Source organism: Pseudomonas sp. Sample_21 (assembly GCF_004307525.1).
GTDB lineage: Bacteria > Pseudomonadota > Gammaproteobacteria > Pseudomonadales > Pseudomonadaceae > Aquipseudomonas > Aquipseudomonas atacamensis.
In genome coordinates this window covers 74039-93180 of the sequence record NZ_RCNZ01000079.1, presented here as the reverse complement: position 1 = coordinate 93180, position 19142 = coordinate 74039, and the positions used below count along the sequence as shown (strand labels likewise).

The following is a 19142-nucleotide window of genomic DNA, read 5'->3' as shown; positions in this document are numbered from 1 at the left end:
GACATGCCCGATTTCGCTGAACTGTTGCAGCAAGGCGGGGCTCACGCCTGGCTGTATTTCCCGAGCGCGATTCTGCTCGGCGCCTTGCATGGCCTGGAGCCAGGTCATTCGAAAACCATGATGGCGGCCTTCATCGTGGCCATCCGTGGCTCGGTCAAACAGGCTGTTTTGTTGGGGTTGGCCGCAACGCTTTCGCACACCGCCGTGGTGTGGCTGGTCGCCATCGGCGGCATGTACCTGGGCAAAGGCCTGGACGCTGAAACCACTGAGCCGTACTTCCAGCTTGCTTCCTCTGCACTGATCATCGCGATTGCCCTGTGGATGCTGTGGCGTACCTGGCGCGGTGAGCAGATGTTCAAGTTCGAGCAAAGCGATGATCACCATCACGGCGAACACGACCATGGTCATCATGATGAAACGCACCGAATAGATACCGGCCATGGCCGTGTTGAACTGTCGATCTTCGAGGAAGGCATGCCACCGCACTGGCGCCTGAAGACCTTGAGCGGACACGCCTGGGCAGCCTCGGATGTTCGCCTGACCACGACGCGTCCGGACGGCAGCAGCCAATCGTTCGCGTTCGTCGAGCGTGAAGGTTTTCTGCAGTCGACGGTGGATATTCCGGAACCGCACGAGTTCAGCGCTCGCTTGAGCCTTGGACATGCCGGGCATTCGCATGATTACGACCTGACGTTCCAGGAGCATGATCACGGGCATGCGCATTCCGAACTCGAAGGCCTGGAGCTGTCGATTGATGGCTATCAGGATGCGCACGAACGTGCTCATGCCAACGACATCCGTAAGCGCTTCACCAACCGCGAAGTGACCACGGGTCAGATCGTCATGTTCGGACTGACTGGCGGCCTGATTCCCTGTCCGGCTGCCATCACTGTCCTGTTGCTGTGCCTGCAAGTCAAAGAGGTCGCGCTCGGCGGCATGCTCGTGCTGTGTTTCAGCATCGGCCTGGCGCTGACTCTGGTCACTGTCGGTGCCGCTGCGGCCATCGGTGCCAGACAGGCTTCCAATCGCTGGCCGTGGCTGGGAACCTTGGCGCGCCGCGCTCCTTACCTGTCCAGCGTGCTGATCATTGGCGTTGGCCTGTATGTCGGCTTTCATGGCTGGATCGGCCTGAGCGCATAAGACCCTTTGCGCACAGCGGTGGCACTGATGCAAAGGGTTGCCATCGCAACCATAAAACCAACGACTACCACTGCCACTGACGAGCAAAAAGCCCAGCGCAAGGCTGGGCTATCGAGGCGCGCGCGATGAGCGCGAGGCATTAGCGAACGCCTGCATCCGCAGGATTACTCGACCGGCACGACGTTATCCAACGCCTGATTAACCGCCAGCTCGCCGAGCATTACCACTTGCGCGATACCTTGCAGTGTCTTGCGAGCAGATCCTTCAACCATCCCGATCACATCACTCAACATCACCGAAGCCGAGCCCAGCGATTCGCTGGCGTTGACCAGCAATTCTTCAGTCGCGGTTTTCGGGTTGGCGAGGAACATGCTGCTGGTCTGGTAGGGCGTGGTTTTGAGGGTGTCGGTGGGTTTGAGGTAGTGGTCGAGGGCGCGGTCGGCGGCTTTGTGGAGTTTGTTTGAGTCGAGGGATTCGTATGGGGAGGTTGCGTCTGACTGTGGCGGGTTTGGCGTGACTTTGAACATGGTGAAGCTCCATATGTGACCAAGGGAGCCATCACTCTCGCTACCAAACGAAGGGTGGTGGCCATACGAAGGTTGGTAGACCGGCCCACATGGAAAAACCGGCGCGCTCGAAAACGCCCTGCGCATGGCCACCATAAAACCGATGCGAAAGCATCTGCATAGGATGACGTTATGCGCCATGTGGAAAGCGGGCTACCAAACCCGATCACTGTTTTTCAGTGACCGGCCAACGATAGAGCCCCGGCCCGAGGCGCACAAGCCGGCGGATTCTGGCGTAGTCGTAGGCAATGGCGCAAGGCGTTGTAGCTTGCTGGAATAGTCTGGATGTCGGTTTTAAACGAGGTGTTTAGGGAAATGGTTTTGGCTGAGGTTTTGTGTTGAACGGGCTGGAGTCTTCGCGAGCAGGCTCGCTCCCACAGGTGTCGAGTGGGCAATGTTTATAGCGCCGTGCCAATCGGGCCGTCATAGATTTGGAACTTTGCTTTGCTCACCATTTTCCATTGTTTGAGGTGACAACCCTCCAGCTCCTCCACACCTGAACCAAGGAATGACCGTGACGGCTCCCACTCATAAACCTGCTCTGCGCCGGGCTATCACTTTCCCGATGCTGTTTCTGTTCATTCTCGGCGATGTACTCGGCGCGGGTGTTTACGCACTCGCCGGAACGATCGCGGGGGAGGTGGGCGGCGCGATTTGGGTCCCGCTGCTGATCGCGTTGTTGTTCGCCATGTTGACGGCAGGTTCCTACGCGGAGCTGGTGACCAAATATCCCCACGCCGGCGCGGCTTCGGTGTTCGCGGAAAAGGCCTTCAAGTCGCCGCTCATTTCCTTCCTGGTCGGTTTCTGCATGCTGGCGGCTGCGGTCACCAGCGCTGCGGGTTTGTCGCTGGCGTTTGCCGGTGATTACCTCAACGCCTTTGTCGACGTATCGCCGCAGATTGCAGCGCTGGTGTTTCTCCTGGCGATCGGCCTGCTCAACGCGCGGGGGATCAAGGAGTCGCTTGGGGCGAATCTGGTGATGACCGTGATTGAACTGTCCGGGCTGATTCTGGTGATCGTGGCTGCGGTCTGGTATTTCCGCACAGGCGATGCGGACCTGGGGCGGACGCTCACGTTCAAACCGGGCGTCAGTCCCATGCTGGCGGTGCTGGGGGCTGCATTGTTGGCTTTCTATTCCTTCGTCGGTTTCGAAACTTCGGCCAATCTGGCCGAGGAAATCAAAGACGTGCGCAAGGTCTACCCGCGGGCCTTGTTCGCCGCTTTGCTCACCGCTGGGGTGGTTTACATGGCGGTGGGCGTGGCGGCTTCTTCGGTGTTGCCTACCGAGAAGTTGGTGGCAACATCGGCGCCTTTGCTAGAAGTTGTCCGCGCATCGACCCTCGCAATCCCGCCGGCGCTGTTCTCTTTTATTGCGCTGATTGCTGTGGCCAACGGTGCGTTGTTAACCATGATCATGGCCAGCCGATTGACCTATGGCATGGCGAATCTGGGGCTGTTGCCGGGTGTTTTGGGTGCGGTGCTGCGTGAACGAAAAACTCCGTGGGCTGCAATTGTCGCAACTACGGTGGTAGCGATTGCCCTGACGCTCACCGGTACTTTGGCAACGTTGGCAGAGACAGTGGTTTTGCTGCTGCTGTTCGTTTTTCTGAGTACCAATGTGTCGGTGCTCGTCCTTCGTCGTGACAGGGTAGAGGAGGACCACTTTCGCGTGCCGACCTTCGTTCCCGTGCTTGCGATCGTGTCGTGTCTGGTTCTGCTCAGTCAGCAGGGGTGGGAAACGTGGTTGCGGGCGGGGGCGTTGATCATTGTCGGGATGTTGCTGCATGGCTTTTCTCGTATCAAATTTTCCGCGATCAGTAAGGCCGGGTAGTGCAGCAGCTTGGGGAATTGGTGTTGTTTGGGCGAACGTTTTCGCGAGCAGGCTCGCTCCCACAGTGGATGGGTGGTGATATTCAGGATGTGCAACACGTTGTCAGTCGGCGGGCGGGTGAGTAAGCTGCCGACATGAATCAGTCCTCAGTTTCCCCATCCTTCCCCGGCCCGCGTGGTCCCGTTGATCACGACATTCGTGATCAGATTGTCGCGGCGGCCAACGAGCATTTCAGCCAGTACGGCTACGCCAAGACCACGGTGTCCGATCTGGCCAAGGCCATCGGTTTCTCCAAGGCGTACATCTACAAATTCTTCGATTCCAAACAGGCGATTGGCGAAGCCATCTGCGCGAATTGTCTAGGGCAGATCGTTGCGGCGGTCGAGCAAGCGATCAACGAAGAAGACCTGCCGCCCACCGAGCGTTTCCGCCGGTTGGTGAAAACTGTGATCGCTACGGGCGTGAACCTGTTCTTCAACGATCGCAAACTCTACGACATTGCCGCGTTTGCAGCGGGTGAGAACTGGCCGAGTGCGCAGCGTTACGATGCGCAGATCAAGCGTTTCATCACCGACATTGTCCGTGAAGGGCGCGAGGCCGGTGAGTTCGAGCGCAGGACGCCGCTGGACGAGACGGTCGAGTCGATCCACTTGGCGCTGCGGCCCTTCGTCAATCCACTGATGCTGCAACACAATCTCGATTTCATCGAAGTGGCGCCCACGCTGACTTCGAACCTCATTTTGCGCAGCTTGATGCCTTGACCGTCTGATCCGAGGAGTCGGATCAGTCGCCCCAACCCCATCCTGTTCCTGACGCAACGACATTTCCGCTGATCTGTTTGTGACTCTTTACTGGTATGGTCACTAGGGCAACATGGCCGCCGCAGTTTGGTTATTTCAGTGCTGCTTACTGGGTTCTCGGTTGATCAGCCTCCCGCGAACAACACCAATCGCGGGCCGCGTATTCAGCGTCGAGATCAACGACACCTCGGCGGGCAAAGGTTCGTACGGCGCGAAATACAAGAACAGCGCCAGCGGGTTCGGTACGTCTGTCAGCTATCGGTTCTGATTCAGCGCTGAAAATCGGGCCGCTGAATTTGTGACTATTGACGATGCTGGTCACAAGACTGAGAATATGATGATCATCCTATTTCAGTAAAGGAATTCCATGCGCCGGCTCCGACCTTTCCCCCTCGCGGTATGTTTGTTGTCCTTGGCCCTGACGGCGTGCGGGAATTCCTCCAGCGCAAAAGATCCACGTACCTTGGCGCCGATTGTCAGATCGGCAACGGTGCAACCGGCAGAAAATGGATCTCGATCATTCACCGGCGTCGTCGCTGCGCGCACCCAGGGCGATCTGGGCTTTCGCGTTTCGGGCAAGGTGCTCGAGCGTCTGGTTGATACCGGGCAGACGGTCAAGCGCGGCCAGCCACTGATGCGCCTCGACCCCATCGACCTCGGCCTGCAGGCGCGAGCCCAGCAAGAAGCGGTGAGCGCCGCTCGCGCCCGAGCCATACAGACTGCCGGTGACGAAGCGCGCAATCGCAAACTCGTCGCCGCCGGCGCTATTTCGGCATCGGCCTACGATCAGTTCAAAGCCGCAGCCGACACCGCCAGGGCGCAACTCAATGCCGCTGTGGCGCAAGCGGACGTAGCGCGCAACGCCTCGGGTTACGCGGTTCTGGTGGCGGACGCTGATGGCGTGGTGGTGGAAACCCTCGCCGAGCCCGGTCAAGTCGTCAGCCCGGGACAACCGGTGGTACGGCTGGCGAGGGCCGGTCAGCGGGAGGCCATCGTCCATCTGCCCGAGACCTTGCGCCCCGCGCCGGGCTCAACCGCTCAGGCAAAACTGTATGGCGATACGTCGGCTGCCGTGAGCGCAAAACTGCGTCTGCTTTCCGATTCGGCCGACAGCACAACTCGTACTTTCGAGGCGCGCTATGTGCTCGAAGGCAGTTTGGCCAATGCGCCAATCGGCTCGACGGTCACCGTCGAAATTGCTCAAGGTTCCTCGCCAGATCAGGCGCTGAAAGTGCCCGTCGCGGCGATCTACGACCCGGGCAAAGGCCCCGGCGTGTGGGTCATCGCCGGCACACCGGCGACAGTGAGCTGGCGCCCGGTCGAGGTCCTGGGTTTGAGCGATGACTCGGCCCGTGTCGCTGGCCAGCTCAACGTCGGTGAACCGATTGTCGCGCTGGGCGCGCATCTGCTGCGTGATGGCGAAGAAGTGCGCCTGCTTGCCCGCGACGATGGGCAGATTGCCGGGAGTCGTCCATGAGCGAGGACCGGTTCAACCTTTCAGCTATCGCCGTGCGCCAACGTGCGATCACGGTGTTTCTGATTTTTCTGATCGCCGTTGCCGGCGTCCTGTCGTTCTTCAAATTGGGCCGGGCGGAAGATCCTCCGTTCACGGTCAAGCAGATGACGGTGATCACGGCGTGGCCAGGGGCGACCGCGCAGGAGATGCAGGATCAGGTTGCCGAACCCCTCGAAAAGCGTCTGCAGGAATTGAAGTGGTACGACCGCACGGAAACCTACACGCGTCCGGGACTGGCATTCACCATGGTTTCGTTGCTCGACAGCACACCGCCGTCGCAAGTGCAGGAAGAGTTCTACCAGGCACGCAAGAAGCTCGATGATGAAGCGATCAGGCTGCCGGCGGGTGTTATCGGGCCGATGGTCAACGACGAGTTCTCCGACGTGACCTTCGCGCTGTTCGCCTTGAAAGCCAAGGGCGAGCCGCAGCGCTTGTTGGTGCGCGACGCGGAAACTTTACGCCAGCGCCTGTTGCACGTGCCGGGGGTGAAAAAGGTCAACATCATCGGCGAGCAGGCCGAGCGGATATTCGTTTCGTTTTCCCATGATCGCTTGGCGACGCTGGGCTTGTCGCCGCAGGACATTTTCGCCGCGCTGAACAATCAGAACGTATTGACGCCCGCCGGGTCGGTCGAAACCAAAGGGCCGGAGGTTTTTCTGCGCGTCGATGGCGCGTTCGATACGTTGCAGAAAATCCGTGACACGCCTGTTGTCGCTCAGGGCCGAACACTCAAGCTGTCTGACGTGGCCACGGTCGAGCGCGGCTACGAAGACCCGGCAACCTTCCTGGTGCGCAACGACGGCGAAGAAGCGTTATTGCTCGGCGTGATCATGCGCGAGGGCTGGAACGGTCTCGACCTGGGCAAGGCGCTGGATGCCGAGACAGTCAGGATCAACGGGGAAATGCCGTTGGGCATGACGCTGTCGAAAGTCACCGATCAGGCGGTGAATATCGACTCGGCGGTCGGCGAGTTCATGGTCAAGTTCTTTGTCGCGCTGCTGGTGGTCATGCTGGTGTGCTTTCTCAGCATGGGCTGGCGTGTCGGCGTGGTGGTCGCAGCGGCGGTGCCCTTGACCCTGGCGATCGTGTTTGTGGTGATGGCGGCCACCGGCAAGAACTTTGACCGGATCACCCTCGGCTCGCTGATTCTGGCGCTCGGGCTGCTGGTCGATGACGCGATCATCGCTATCGAAATGATGGTGGTGAAGATGGAGGAGGGCTACGACCGCATCAAGGCCTCCGCTTATGCCTGGAGCCACACGGCAGCGCCAATGCTGGCCGGTACGCTGGTGACGGCGATTGGCTTTCTGCCCAACGGATTCGCGCAATCAACGGCGGGCGAATACACCAGCAACATGTTCTGGATTGTCGGCATCGCGCTCATTGCGTCGTGGGTCGTCGCCGTGGCTTTCACGCCGTACCTGGGCGTGAAGCTGTTGCCGGACATCAAGAAAGTCGAAGGCGGGCACGCGGCAATCTACGACACGCCGCGCTATAACCGTTTCCGGCGTGTTCTGGCGTGGGTGATCACGCGCAAATGGCTGGTGGCCGGTGCGGTGGTCGCGCTGTTTGCCGTTGCGATTCCAGGCATGGGGCTGGTGAAGAAGCAGTTCTTTCCGACCTCTGACCGCCCCGAAGTGATGATCGAAGTGCAGATGCCCTACGGCACGTCCATCGAGCAGACCAGTGCCGCGGCGGCCAAGGTCGAAGCCTGGCTGCATCAGCAGGAAGAGGCCAAAATCGTCACCGCCTATATCGGTCAGGGTGCACCACGGTTTTTCCTGGCGATGGCGCCGGAGTTGCCGGACCCATCGTTCGCCAAAATCGTTGTGCTGACCGACAGCCAAAACGCCCGTGAAACTCTGAAGTTGCGTTTGCGCGAAGCGGTCGCCGAAGGGCTTGCTCCAGAGGCGCGGGTTCGGGCGACGCAAATTGTCTTCGGCCCGTATTCGCCATTTCCGGTGGCCTATCGGGTGATGGGGCCTGATCCGGCGAAATTGCGCGACATCGCCGAGCAGGTCAGGGCAGTGATGCAGGACAGCCCGATGATGAGAACCGTCAACACTGACTGGGGGCCGCTGACGCCGACCTTGCATTTCAACCTGGATCAGGACCGCTTGCAGGCGGTGGGGCTTACGTCCAGCGCGGTCGCCCAGCAGTTGCAATTTCTGCTCAGCGGCGTGCCGATCACGGCGGTGCGCGAGGACATCCGTTCCGTGCAGGTCGTTGGCCGTGCGGCGGGCAATATCCGCCTGGACCCGGCACAGATCGAAGGCTTCACCCTGGTCGGTGCGGCGGGGCAGCGCATCCCGCTGTCGCAGATCGGCCAGGTCGAAGTGCGCATGGAAGACCCGATCCTGCGCCGCCGCGATCGCACGCCGACCATCACCGTCCGTGGCGACATCGCCGAAGGTTTGCAGCCACCGGACGTTTCCGGTGCGATCATCCAGCAGTTGCAGCCGATCATCGAAAACCTGCCTTCCGGCTACCGGATTGAACAGGCGGGCGCCATCGAAGAATCCGGCAAGGCCGGCAAAGCGATTCTGCCATTGCTGCCGATCATGATCGCCATGACGCTGCTCATCATCATCGTCCAGGTACGCTCGATCTCGGCGATGATCATGGTCTTCCTCACCTCGCCGTTAGGCTTGATCGGTGTGGTGCCGACGCTGCTGATCTTCAACCAGCCGTTCGGCATCAATGCGCTGGTCGGGTTGATTGCGCTGTCCGGGATTCTGATGCGCAACACGCTGATTCTGATCGGGCAAATTCATCACAACGAGCAGGAAGGGCTGGCGCCGTTCCATGCCGTGGTCGAAGCGACAGTGCAACGGGCGCGGCCGGTGTTGTTGACCGCGCTGGCGGCAATTCTCGCATTCATTCCGCTGACCCACTCGGTGTTCTGGGGCACGCTGGCGTACACGCTGATCGGCGGCACGTTTGTTGGCACCATCATCACGCTGGTGTTTCTGCCGGCGATGTATGCGATCTGGTTCAGGATTCGGCCTGAGAACAGGGGGCAGGTTCAACCCTCGCGTTCGGTATAAGGTCAGGTTTGAAAGAGGCCCGTCAATGACGGGCCTTTTGCTATCCGCGACTAACTCTCTCTCTTGGCTATTGGAGTTTTCAAGTGTGCGGAGTTGACCCTCGTCATTAACCAGGTCCGCCGCTTATACAGGATGTGATTAATAAGCATCACAGTTGTTTGCGAAACTTGCGGATCAGATTTTCCAATCATTGAAAGAATGCGTTTTGCTGTGGCTAACTTGCTGAAATATAAGTGCGAAAATTCATTTATATCTGTTTGAAATAATGCGCCTGATGTTTTGCGCTACTTTCTCTTAAGAAAAACAGTTTTCATTGGCAAACAAGCTGTTAGGCGGCCATTTATTTTTTAAATTGACGCGGCGTAGATGGCGGGGCTAGTTTTTCCTCCAACTTGCTGCGCTGCTTTCTACGTTATTGCGTATCGCACGATCGAATCTTGTTCGAATGCCATGGCGAATTTCATTTGCCTGGGTATTGGACTTTGTTCGCTCTAAACTTTTTAAAGGGAGAGTCAGTCGTCATGGATTGTTTAAAGGAAACACGTGTTGGCAATGTTCTATCGGGATGGAATCACTTGTCGGTAGTCGGGCCGATAAATGTGCAGAATACCGCCGGCGCGCGCGTTCAGCTGACATCGGGCGAATGGCGCGATGATTATATTATGGGCTGGGGATCCTGCCTGTTGGGACACGATAGTCCGGTCATCAAAAACTCCATTCTAAAGGCACTGGAGCGGGGCTTTCTTCAGCAGTATGAGACCGATGAACATCGTCTGTTGAGTGAGCGGTTCTGTGCGGTCGTCCCCTGCGCCGAAAAGTTGCGGCTGGTCAACTCCGGACTGGAAGCGACCATGTATGCGACGCGTATCGCCCGTGCCGTTACCGGTCGACGCATCATCATCAAGTTCGAAGGGCATTTTCATGGGCTTAATGACTCTTTGACCTGGAACGTGGACTCTTCACCGCGCTCTGGCGCGTTATTGGCGGGAAGAGAACTGGAACGTTTATCGGGCACTGTGGGGATTCCTGACGAATTCGGCAACTTGACGGTTTCGGTTTCATGGAATGATCTGGAAGCGCTGGAAAATGCTTTTGAAAAATACAAGGACGATGTGGCAGGGGTGATCCTGGAACCTGTTGCATTGAATATCGGATGCATCAGACCGGATGAAGGTTTTCTGCAAAATGTGCGTGCGCTGACCAGTCGTAAGGGTGCGCTGCTGATCTTCGACGAAGTGCTCACCGGTTTCCGCGCAAACATTGGTGGTGCGCAAAAGGACTTCGGTGTCGTACCCGACATCGCCGCCTTCGGCAAGGCGTTCGGCTGCGGCATGCCGATCGCGGGTATTGCCGGTAAAGCCGAATACATGGACGTAATCGCACCACGCGGTCCTGTTCAGGTCAGCGGGACCAATACGGGGCGATACCTGTCCGTGTCCGCCGCGCTTGCCGCCATCGAGCATTTGCAGGATGGAACGGTGCACCGGCACATCGCCGCGCTGGAATCGCGCTTGAAGGCCGGGCTTAGGGACGTTTTCGATAAACACCACATACCCTGTCATATCGATGGGTATGGCGGTCGAATCGGCGTCCACATCGGAACCTCCGAACGTCCTCGAACCATGAGGGAGATAGAGCATTTCTACCCGATCGACTTTGCCCAGAAGTTGTTCGCCCTGCTATCCCGTGAGTACAACTTGTATGGCTTTTTGATGCCCCTCAGTTATTGCCCAGAGCCTGTCACCCTGAGTGCATCGCATACGACTGAAATGTTGGCGGACGCCTGTGAGCGGCTGGATTCGGCACTCAAGAGGGTTCAGTACCATGCCAAATGAACCTGTTACGAAGATTCGCCTGCGGCGATTTGCAAAGGCTGACATGGAAGCTGTTCTGGGGTTGGTCGCCCAGATTGCCTCTGGCGAGGATCTTACCGAGTCTGCGGGTCAGCAATTTGCCAATGAACTTGCCAATCCTCAATTTGAAGGGGGGCGATTTGTCGCCACAGTAGACGGACGGGTGATCGGGACGATGGGCTGCGCCGCAGGTCCGATCCCCTCGAAGTATGTCCTGTGGGCAGACTGGTTGATTGTTGATAGCGAATACCGTCGATACGGGGTGGCTTCGTTGTTGTATGACGAAATTGAAAAGTACGCTCTGGCAAATGAAAAGACATGGTTATGTCTGGATATAGGAAATATTGACAAAGAACGTGCAGCCTACCGTTTTCATTTACGCAATGGTTTTCAAATCGTCGGGCAGCTTCCCGATTACTGGGGAGAACTTGAACACCTGAACATCATGGCTAAATCTCTTATCTCAAAGGAATGAATAATCATGGGCGTTTTAAGTGACATCACTGCATTGCAGGATGAGGCGGTTTATTGCCGCGAAAAAGGTTTGACTATCGGTCTTTGTCACGGCTGTTTCGACATTGTGCATCCTGGGCACCTTTATCATTTGCAACGTGCCAGAACAATGGTGGATCGATTGTTCGTGTCAGTTACCGCCGACCCATATGTCAATAAAGGAGCGGACCGGCCGGTATTCCCCGATCAAAAACGCGCAGAGTTTCTTGCCTCTATTCGCTATTGCGATCATGTCATCGTAAATCACACACCCACTGCTGAATTGATGATCAAGACGCTACGTCCCAACCTCTATTTCAAGGGTGCGGATTACAGTGACGGGTCAGACGTGAGACTTCAGGCGGAGCGCGCACTGGTTGAAAGCGCAGGGGGGCGAATGATCTTGACGGACGACAAGATATTCGACTCGACGTCCAGAATCGCCCGGCTCGTCATGTCCACGCACAGATGACAGGTAAACAATCATGTCAAAACTTTTGCTGATTGACCTCGACGGAACAATGATCGACACGCCGCATTTTCAAGCGTGGAGCAACGTCGCTCACAGACTTGCCGGCAAACAACTGACTCAGCGCGAATACATTGACCACATTGCCGGACGTCCTCGCATGGAAGGCGCTTCACGATTGCTGGCGCTGATCACCGATGACATCGGTGCTCAAAGGAGCGGCTCGCTCAGCGCAGACGAACTGGCGCAGCACAAACAAAAGGAATTTCTACAACTCTCCCAAGGCACTGAGCTGTTCGAGGATGCAAAGCGCTTGCTGGAACGCATTGCACAAGCCGCACAGCCAGTGATGTTTTATACGGCGTCTCTGAATGCGCCGCAGTTGTTCGAGGCGGCTATCGAGCGCTCCAGTCTGCGGCAAGAATCCAGGTTATCGATTACCCGACAGGCGCCCGGTCAGAGCCGCGAAGCGCTGATTCAACAACTGGTCGGAAGCCGCGATCCGCAGGATGTCGAGCTGATTGACGACAGTCCCTATGCAACGGATCTGGCCTGTGGCCTGGGGCTCCATGCCTGGCAGATCCGCCGGCATGCTCTTGAGCCCAAGGCTGCTCATCCACAGGCATCAATACTGTCATCGCTTGATGAATACCCGCTGGCAAACCCATCCCAAGGAAGGACCATGAATAATCAATCCGCTGTTCTCGTTACAGGCGGTGCGGGCTACATTGGCTCGCGTCTGGTACCAAAACTGCTGGCTGCCGGTTACCGGGTCCGGGTACTGGATGCGCTTTATTTCGGCAACGGCCTGGAGGGCGTGATGAACCATCCGGCACTGGAATTCATAAAGGGCGATATTCGCGATCCGCTGCTCGTCGAGCAGTCGCTTCGGGGGATGCACACCGTTGTCCATCTTGCCGCAGTGGCCAATGATCCCAGTTTCAATTCGGCACCCGAACTCGGCCAGTCCATCAATATCGATTGTCTGCCGCATCTCATGAGCAGTGCAAAGCGCCTTGGCTGCCGGCGCTTTATCTATGCATCCTCAGCCAGTGTCTACGGCGTCAATACAGAACCATTTGTCGATGAGCGCCAACCCTGCGTGCCCATCACCGACTACAACCGCTTCAAGGCTGACGGCGAAAAAATACTGTTCGGGCTCACTGATGCATCCTTTGAAACCGTCGCGGTTCGAGCCGCTACCGTGTGCGGCTGGTCGCCTCGCCAGCGCCTGGATCTGACCGTCAATATCCTTACCGCCAGTGCGCTGGCGCGCGGTGAAATTACCGTGTTCGGCGGCAGTCAATACCGCCCCAATGTGCATATCGGCGATCTGACCCGGCTGTATACGATGCTCGTGGAGCGCGAATCGCTGGACGAAGTCTGCGGAACCGCAATCAACGTCGGCTACGAAAACCACACGGTGACCGAGATAGCCGATCAGGTAAAACAGGTTGTCGATCGTTACTTCCTCGTCAACGTGCCGATCACCACTACCCGCAGCGATGATGTTCGGTCTTACCGTCTGGATTCGCGACGGGTGCAGGAGACACTGGGTTTCGAGTTCATCTATTCGATCAGGGATGCCATCGTGGAAATCTGCGAGCAATGGCAATCCGGGAACTTCAACGACAGTGACGATGTGTTGTCCGACACCCGCTATCACAATGTGCGCAACATGCTGCACAAAGACTGGTCGTTCCAGCCGTCGGGGGACACGTCGTGCTGACCATCGCTTATGGAGAGGAGTGCGAGGATATCGTCGGTATCGAGCCGCGGACATCGTCCTTCGCAGCCTGCGTGGCAATGCTGGCCAATCCCTTGATCGGCGTGCGCCCGCATGTGCCCAGTGCCTCGCCGCGCACACGGCGCACGCAACTGCTCTGCGCGGGGGTCTATGCACCCGGGGTCGGCGTTTCGCGGGAGATCATTTCTTTGCCAGCGCCGGCAGTCCTGCGCCTCTACGATGTGGACACGGGCGAACCTCTCGAGCCATCAGGCGATGGACCGGCGGTGGTGTTGGCAATGGATCAGGCGACAGTCAGCAGTCGCGAGCTGTTCCAACTGCGGGGCGTCCGTTATGAGCTGACGATTGATCAGTTCATTGATGCCCCAGATGACAGTGCCGTGTCGACCCGCATCAGTCTGACTCGACTGGGCGAGCCGACCGGTGCGCACCGATTGCGACTGGATTACGGCGTGGATGGCAGTGCCGAGAATGAATACCTGGGCACCAGTGACTGGCTGACCGCCCGACATTACCGTTTTGGGCAAAGTGTTGTCGATCGAACGGCCTTCACTGTGGATGTCGATGCCGCAGAGTATCGGCTGCGCTACGACGTACGTGTCGAACAGTCCGGTTCAGCGGCGAGTTCCGTTGTTTGCTGGCGACACGGCCTGCAGGGTTGTATTACTTCCGTCACCATGGATTTCGACTCGGTGTTGCAGCATCGCATCGCCACGCATTGGCGGGTTGCAATCGATGGCGAGCACAGTATGCCCGACGCGCTTTCTGGCGACTTCGATGTGACCCATATCCAGAGCAGCCATCTTGACCGATGGAGCAGGATCTGGAGCGAGCATGACGTCACTGTTCAAACCGCGCAGAGACGTACCGATCTGGGCATCAAATACGCGATGTTTCAATTGCTACAGCACGGCGTGGGAGTCGCACCCCCCGAGCGGGGAACGCTCTCGCCGGCGCGCGGCCTGACCAGTACGTATCACTCCGGAGCGACGTTTTTCGATACCGAACTGCACAAGTGCATGTTCTGGATCTGGAACGAACCCGGTGTCGCCAGGGCGTTGATTGACTATCGCTACCACTGTCTGGAACAAGCGCGGGAGTTTGCTCGGGCCAGTGGCTATGAGGGAGCGCGTTTTCCGGAAGCAGCCAATGATCGAGGGCGGGAAAATGGTCCCCATTATGTGCTGGCGTATCCCGAACAGGACATTCGACGAGAGTGGAGTGTCCATGAGGTGCTCCACATTTCGGCAGACGTTTGCTATGCCGTGAACAAATACTGGAAGGTCACCGGTGACGATGCGTTCATGATCTCTCGCGGCTTTGAAATGCTGCTCGAGTGCGCCCGTTTCGCCGCGTCCGTGTTCAAGTGGTCCGAGAGTCGTCAGGCGTATGTCGTTGAATCGGTCATGGGGCCGGACGAATACCACTATCATGTGGACAACAGCTTTTTTACCAATTACATGCTGCGCTGGTGCCTCCGGTCAGCGCTTTCCCTGTGCGACCGGCCGGGCTTTCCGGGATTGCCCGAGGCACAGTTCAGGCGCTGGCAGTCGATAGCCGATAACGTCTTTCTGCCCTGGATAACTGTGGGTGGGGTGGTCATTCCTGAAGAGTTTGAGGGTTATGCCGCCTTACCTGACACGCAGCTGCGTTCCGACAAAAAGCGTGGGCCGCAGTTTGCGGACGAGGCCGAACGGGAGAGCGCAGAGAATCTGCAGAATTTCGCGTCGCAGGTAGTCAAACAGGCGGACATCGTGTTGTTGATGTCGATGTTTCCAGAAGATTTTTCAACGGACGTGAAACGCGCAGCGTTCGAATATTATGAACCGCGTACGGTGCATGAATCGTCATTGAGCTACGGCCCGCACGCGGTTGTCGCCGCGCACTTGGGCAAGACGTCGATCAGTGCCGATTTCATTGCTCGGGCCAGCCGCTACAACCTCGATTTCACTCCGCTCGACGACTATAGCAATGGCCTGCATCTTTCCGCCTATGCCGGAGCCTGGCAGGGCTTGGTGGAAGGGTTGGCAGGACTTGATCTCGTTGCGGACCAACTGGCCTTCCGCCCGAGGTTGCCCGCCGATTGGGATGCCTACCACTTCACCCTTGAGTTTCGGGGCCGGCGTCTGCGCATTTCCGTAATCGGAGACGATGAGCTGGAAATCCGCGAGGGCGGCCGGCAGTTGCCAACCGAACGTGGCCAGGATGGATATATATGCCTCAAGGAGGGGCACCGATGATTTCTATCAAAGAACGCTTATCCCCCTATAACGATGCGCTGCGAGTCTTGCCTTTTCGCAAGTTGCTGATCGGCCAGGGCCTGTCGATGGCCGGCGACGCCATCTGTCTGGCGGCGCTGCCGATAGCGCTGATACGGGACGGTTTTGGTGGTGATGTGTTTGGCTTCATCATGGCCGCAGTCGGAATCGGAACCGTCGTCGGTGCTCTGGCCGGCGGCATGCTGGCGGATCGCAAGTCGCCTCGACAGGTGCTCATCTACACCGATACGGCCCGAGGCATGGCGCAGCTTGCGGCCGTCGCACTGCTTCTGACCGGTGCGCCTTGGGGCTGGCTGGTGCTGGCCTATCTGATCTTCGGCATCGGCATCGGCGTTTCTCGGCCCTGCGCTCAGGTGCTGCTGGTCAGCCTGTTACCCAAAAAGGCGCTGGTCGCGGGCAACGGCGCGATGAACTTCATCGATAACCTGGTCGCCATTCTGTTTCCGGCGACGTTGGGCGTGTTCATCATCTTGTGGGATCCGGTCTGGGGGATACTGATCGATGGCTTGACCTTCTTCGGCGCGGCGATTTACACCGCTCAGTTACCGAATGTCGGCCGTCATGAATCCGAAGAGGAGTTCTCCCTACGCGAGGCGTTCAAGGGCATCACCGTGGTCAGCCGTAACGCCACGCTGCTGCTGGGGTTTGCGGCGACGCTGGTGGTGAACGTGCTGTGTTTTCCGATTTTTCTGGTCGTTGCACCCTACGCGATCAGTCTTCGTTTCAGCGAAGAAATGTGGGGATATTGCCTGGCAGCATCAGGGTTCGGCGCTTGTCTCGGATCGGTTGTCACCGTGCTGGCCTCGGGGCACGAACGCCTGGTGGGACTTGCGGTGGTATGCGGGTTGTTCCTGGCCGGAGCGATGGCGTTACTCGGGCTGGGGACGGCGGCATGGATGGCGGTTCTGGGGGCGACGTTCGTCGGTATCGTCGAAGCGTCCTGGCTCACCGGCTGGGCAACCGCCATGCAAACACTGTCGCCCGAAAAGGATCTGGGCAAAGTCGTGGCGGTGGATACCTTTGTCACCAGCGGTGTGCACCCGTTCATTTATCTGGGCAGCGGCGTAGTCGGCGGGATGATCGGCTATTCCCAGACGCTTGCGTTGACCGCCGTCATCAGCGCGGTTGGCACTCTGCTGATCGTCCTGACGTCCATCATGTTCATGCCAGGGAGTGCGCGTAATGATCAAGTGCAATAACGTACAGGAACAGGCCCAGGATCTCTGTGGCGAGATCTTTGAACGCTGGCGGGAGCTGTTGCAATCGGGCGAGTTCATTCTCGGCGATCAGGTTCTGGCGTTCGAGTCATGGATGTCGGATCGTTGTGGCGGCGCGCACGCCGTTGCCCTCAATTCAGGCACGGATGCGCTGTTTCTGGCATTGCGCGCGCTCGATATCGGCCCCGGTGACGAGGTGATCACCTGCGCCAATACCTTTGTTGCCACTGTCGGAGCCATTGTTGCTGTTGGTGCCCGGCCGATCCTGGCAGATGTGGGTGACGATGAACTCCTGAGCGTCGAGACGATTGCGCCACTTGTGAATGATCGGACCAAAGCCGTGATTCCTGTCTATCTGCGCGGACGCCCTTTGGATATCGACCCAATCATCGACCTGTGCCGCTCGGGCGGGGTTGCCGTGATCGAGGATTGCGCTCAGGCGATAGGCACCGTGATCGATGGCCGGCAAGTCGGCACTCGCGCTGATGCGTCAGCGTTTTCCATGCATCCGTTGAAGACGCTCGGTGGTCTGGGTGACGGCGGGATGCTGGTGACTCGCGATCCGGGAATTGCCGAATACGCGCGGATTGCACGCAATCACGGCCTGGAAAACCGTAACGAATCGATCCGGTTCGGCATCAACTCCAGACTCGACTCGTTGCAGGCAGCAGCACTCAACATCAAAGCGCAGTATCTGGATCAGTGGCTGAAGCGACGCGTGGAAATTGCCGCGTTCTATGATGACGTCCTCTCGACAACCCGCACGGGCACTGACCTGGGGCGCGGCAAACCGGGAAATGCCTACTATCACTATGTCGTGCAATCCACGCATCGTGACGAGCTGCAGGCTTATCTGGCAGAGCATGATGTGCAAGCGGCCATTCATTATCCGGTGCCCATTCATTGGCAGAAGGCATGGTTGAGCAGTCAGCCGCGCATTGCGTTGCCCACAACCGAACGCCTGTCCCGGCAAATGATCACACTTCCTTGCCACCATCATTTGTCGGATGGCGATGTAGAAAAGGTCGTCACGCTGATCAAGCAATTTGAACGCGCGGTGAGGTGGTGAGCGTCGATATCGAATGTGTCGTGATTGGCGCCGGAGTGCTCGGGCTGGCTGTCGCCCGGGCCCTGGCCGTGAGCGGCCGTGAAGTGATCGTGGTGGAGGCGGGTGAACGCATTGGAACCGGCATCAGCTCGCGCAATTCAGAAGTCATTCACGCCGGCATCTACTACCCCACTGGCAGCCTCAAGGCGCAAATGTGCGTCGACGGCAGGCATCGCCTGTATGCCTTTTGCGAAGCGCACGCAGTAGCGCGCCAACCTCTGGGCAAGCTTGTTGTCGCAACCGATGAGGCGCAGTGCGGGGCATTGCAGCGGTTATGGCAGCAGGGACGGCGCAATGGCGTCAACGACCTGCAACTGCTCAGCGCCCGGCAGGCGCTGGAACTGGAGCCTGAGTTGTCATGTATCGCGGCACTCTGGTCGCCCTCTACCGCAATTGTCGACTCCCATGCCTTGATGCTTGCCTTGCAGGCAGACGCCGAGGCGGCGGGCACCTCGTTTGCCTTTAACACGCCGTTCGAATCGGCCTGTCGTCGCCCGCAGGGTTTTGAGTTGCAGATCGGCGGTGCGCAACCCATGAACGTCAGCTGTGGCGAACTGATCAACTGTGCGGGCTTGTCTGCGCCCCAGCTTGCGGGTCACATTGTCGGTCTGTCTTCACGATACGTCCCGTTGGCCAGGTTGTGCAAAGGCAGCTACTTCAGCTTCAGCGGTCGGATACCTTTTCGCCATCTCATCTATCCCGCGCCCGAAGCCGCGGGTCTCGGCGTGCACATGACGCTTGACCTGGGGGGGCAGGCGCGTTTCGGACCGGATGTCGAGTGGGTCGATCAGGTTGATTACCGTGTGGATCCTCAGCGGGCCGAAGGTTTCTATCAGGCGATTCGCCGCTATTGGCCCGGCCTGCCCGATGGCAGCCTGGAACCGGCCTATAGCGGCATCCGCCCGAAAATCAACGCCGTACACGAACCGGCGGCGGACTTTGTCATCAGTGGCCCATCGGTGCATGGAGTGCCGGGGCTGGTTAATCTGTTCGGCATCGAATCTCCAGGATTGACGAGCTGTCTCGCCATCGCGGAGCGTGTCGTACAGGCGCTCGGGCAAAATTGACCAGCCTTTG

Annotated in this window: 15 protein-coding genes and 1 pseudogene; 15 read left to right on the top strand and 1 reads right to left on the bottom strand. The window is 58.3% G+C overall.

Translation table 11 applies throughout. The features are described from left to right. Nucleotides 1-3 precede the first annotated feature (3 nt). On the top strand, nt 4-1140 hold the full coding sequence (locus D8U71_RS14220; protein WP_130888013.1) for a nickel/cobalt efflux protein RcnA: 1137 nt from the start codon (nt 4-6) through the stop codon (nt 1138-1140). Beyond that, a complete protein-coding gene (locus D8U71_RS14215) occupies nt 1119-1220 on the top strand; it encodes a YHYH domain-containing protein (protein WP_110599553.1) in 102 nt (33 codons plus the stop codon). Before D8U71_RS14220 ends, D8U71_RS14215 begins: the two co-directional genes overlap by 22 nt. A gap of 84 nt (nt 1221-1304) precedes the next feature. On the opposite strand, the gene D8U71_RS14210 is transcribed toward D8U71_RS14215, so the two are convergent. Next, the gene (locus tag D8U71_RS14210) at nt 1305-1667 is read right to left on the bottom strand and encodes a DUF6124 family protein (RefSeq protein WP_130888012.1); all 363 of its coding nucleotides are present in this window, start codon (nt 1665-1667) and stop codon (nt 1305-1307) included. Between the two features lie 547 nt (nt 1668-2214). On the opposite strand from D8U71_RS14210, the gene D8U71_RS14205 reads away from it, so the two are divergent. The 13 genes and pseudogenes from D8U71_RS14205 (at nt 2215) to D8U71_RS14145 (ending at nt 19132) form a co-directional block, all read left to right on the top strand. Beyond that, a complete protein-coding gene (locus tag D8U71_RS14205; RefSeq protein WP_130888011.1) occupies nt 2215-3537 on the top strand; it encodes an APC family permease in 1323 nt (440 codons plus the stop codon). A 134-nt stretch (nt 3538-3671) separates the two neighbouring features. After that, nucleotides 3672-4298 carry a TetR/AcrR family transcriptional regulator gene (locus D8U71_RS14200; RefSeq protein ID WP_130888010.1) on the top strand — a complete coding sequence of 209 codons (627 nt, stop codon included), beginning with the start codon at nt 3672-3674 and terminating at the stop codon, nt 4296-4298. Nucleotides 4299-4436: 138 nt separating this feature from the next. Then, nucleotides 4437-4605 (top strand): annotated as a pseudogene (locus tag D8U71_RS28620) (transporter); the annotation flags it as partial. 99 nt (nt 4606-4704) lie between these two features. Further along, a complete protein-coding gene (locus tag D8U71_RS14190) occupies nt 4705-5814 on the top strand; it encodes an efflux RND transporter periplasmic adaptor subunit (RefSeq protein WP_130888009.1) in 1110 nt (369 codons plus the stop codon). Next, nucleotides 5811-8900 (top strand): efflux RND transporter permease subunit, encoded by a 3090-nt coding sequence (locus tag D8U71_RS14185; protein ID WP_130888008.1) that lies wholly within the window; start codon nt 5811-5813, stop codon nt 8898-8900. Before D8U71_RS14190 ends, D8U71_RS14185 begins: the two co-directional genes overlap by 4 nt. 521 nt (nt 8901-9421) lie before the next feature. Then, entirely contained in the window at nt 9422-10735 is a 1314-nt protein-coding gene (locus D8U71_RS14180; protein WP_130888007.1) for an aminotransferase class III-fold pyridoxal phosphate-dependent enzyme, read from the top strand. Then, nucleotides 10725-11228, top strand: a complete 504-nt coding sequence (locus D8U71_RS14175; protein WP_130888006.1) for a GNAT family N-acetyltransferase — start codon at nt 10725-10727, stop codon at nt 11226-11228. The genes D8U71_RS14180 and D8U71_RS14175 overlap by 11 nt, the downstream gene beginning before the upstream one ends. Before the next feature lie 6 nt (nt 11229-11234). Further along, on the top strand, nt 11235-11717 hold the full coding sequence (locus D8U71_RS14170) for an adenylyltransferase/cytidyltransferase family protein (RefSeq protein WP_039758830.1): 483 nt from the start codon (nt 11235-11237) through the stop codon (nt 11715-11717). Nucleotides 11718-11730: 13 nt separating this feature from the next. Further along, a complete protein-coding gene (locus D8U71_RS14165; protein ID WP_130888005.1) occupies nt 11731-13443 on the top strand; it encodes an NAD-dependent epimerase/dehydratase family protein in 1713 nt (570 codons plus the stop codon). Beyond that, nucleotides 13437-15701 carry a glycoside hydrolase family 65 protein gene (locus D8U71_RS28485; protein WP_206663208.1) on the top strand — a complete coding sequence of 755 codons (2265 nt, stop codon included), beginning with the start codon at nt 13437-13439 and terminating at the stop codon, nt 15699-15701. The genes D8U71_RS14165 and D8U71_RS28485 overlap by 7 nt, the downstream gene beginning before the upstream one ends. Continuing rightward, nucleotides 15698-16939: an MFS transporter gene (locus D8U71_RS14155; RefSeq protein WP_110599251.1), complete on the top strand. Its 1242-nt coding sequence runs from the start codon at nt 15698-15700 to the stop codon at nt 16937-16939. Before D8U71_RS28485 ends, D8U71_RS14155 begins: the two co-directional genes overlap by 4 nt. Continuing rightward, nucleotides 16923-18026 carry a DegT/DnrJ/EryC1/StrS family aminotransferase gene (locus D8U71_RS14150; RefSeq protein WP_130888004.1) on the top strand — a complete coding sequence of 368 codons (1104 nt, stop codon included), beginning with the start codon at nt 16923-16925 and terminating at the stop codon, nt 18024-18026. Before D8U71_RS14155 ends, D8U71_RS14150 begins: the two co-directional genes overlap by 17 nt. Further along, a complete protein-coding gene (locus D8U71_RS14145) occupies nt 18023-19132 on the top strand; it encodes an NAD(P)/FAD-dependent oxidoreductase (RefSeq protein ID WP_130888003.1) in 1110 nt (369 codons plus the stop codon). Before D8U71_RS14150 ends, D8U71_RS14145 begins: the two co-directional genes overlap by 4 nt. Nucleotides 19133-19142: the final 10 nt, after the last annotated feature.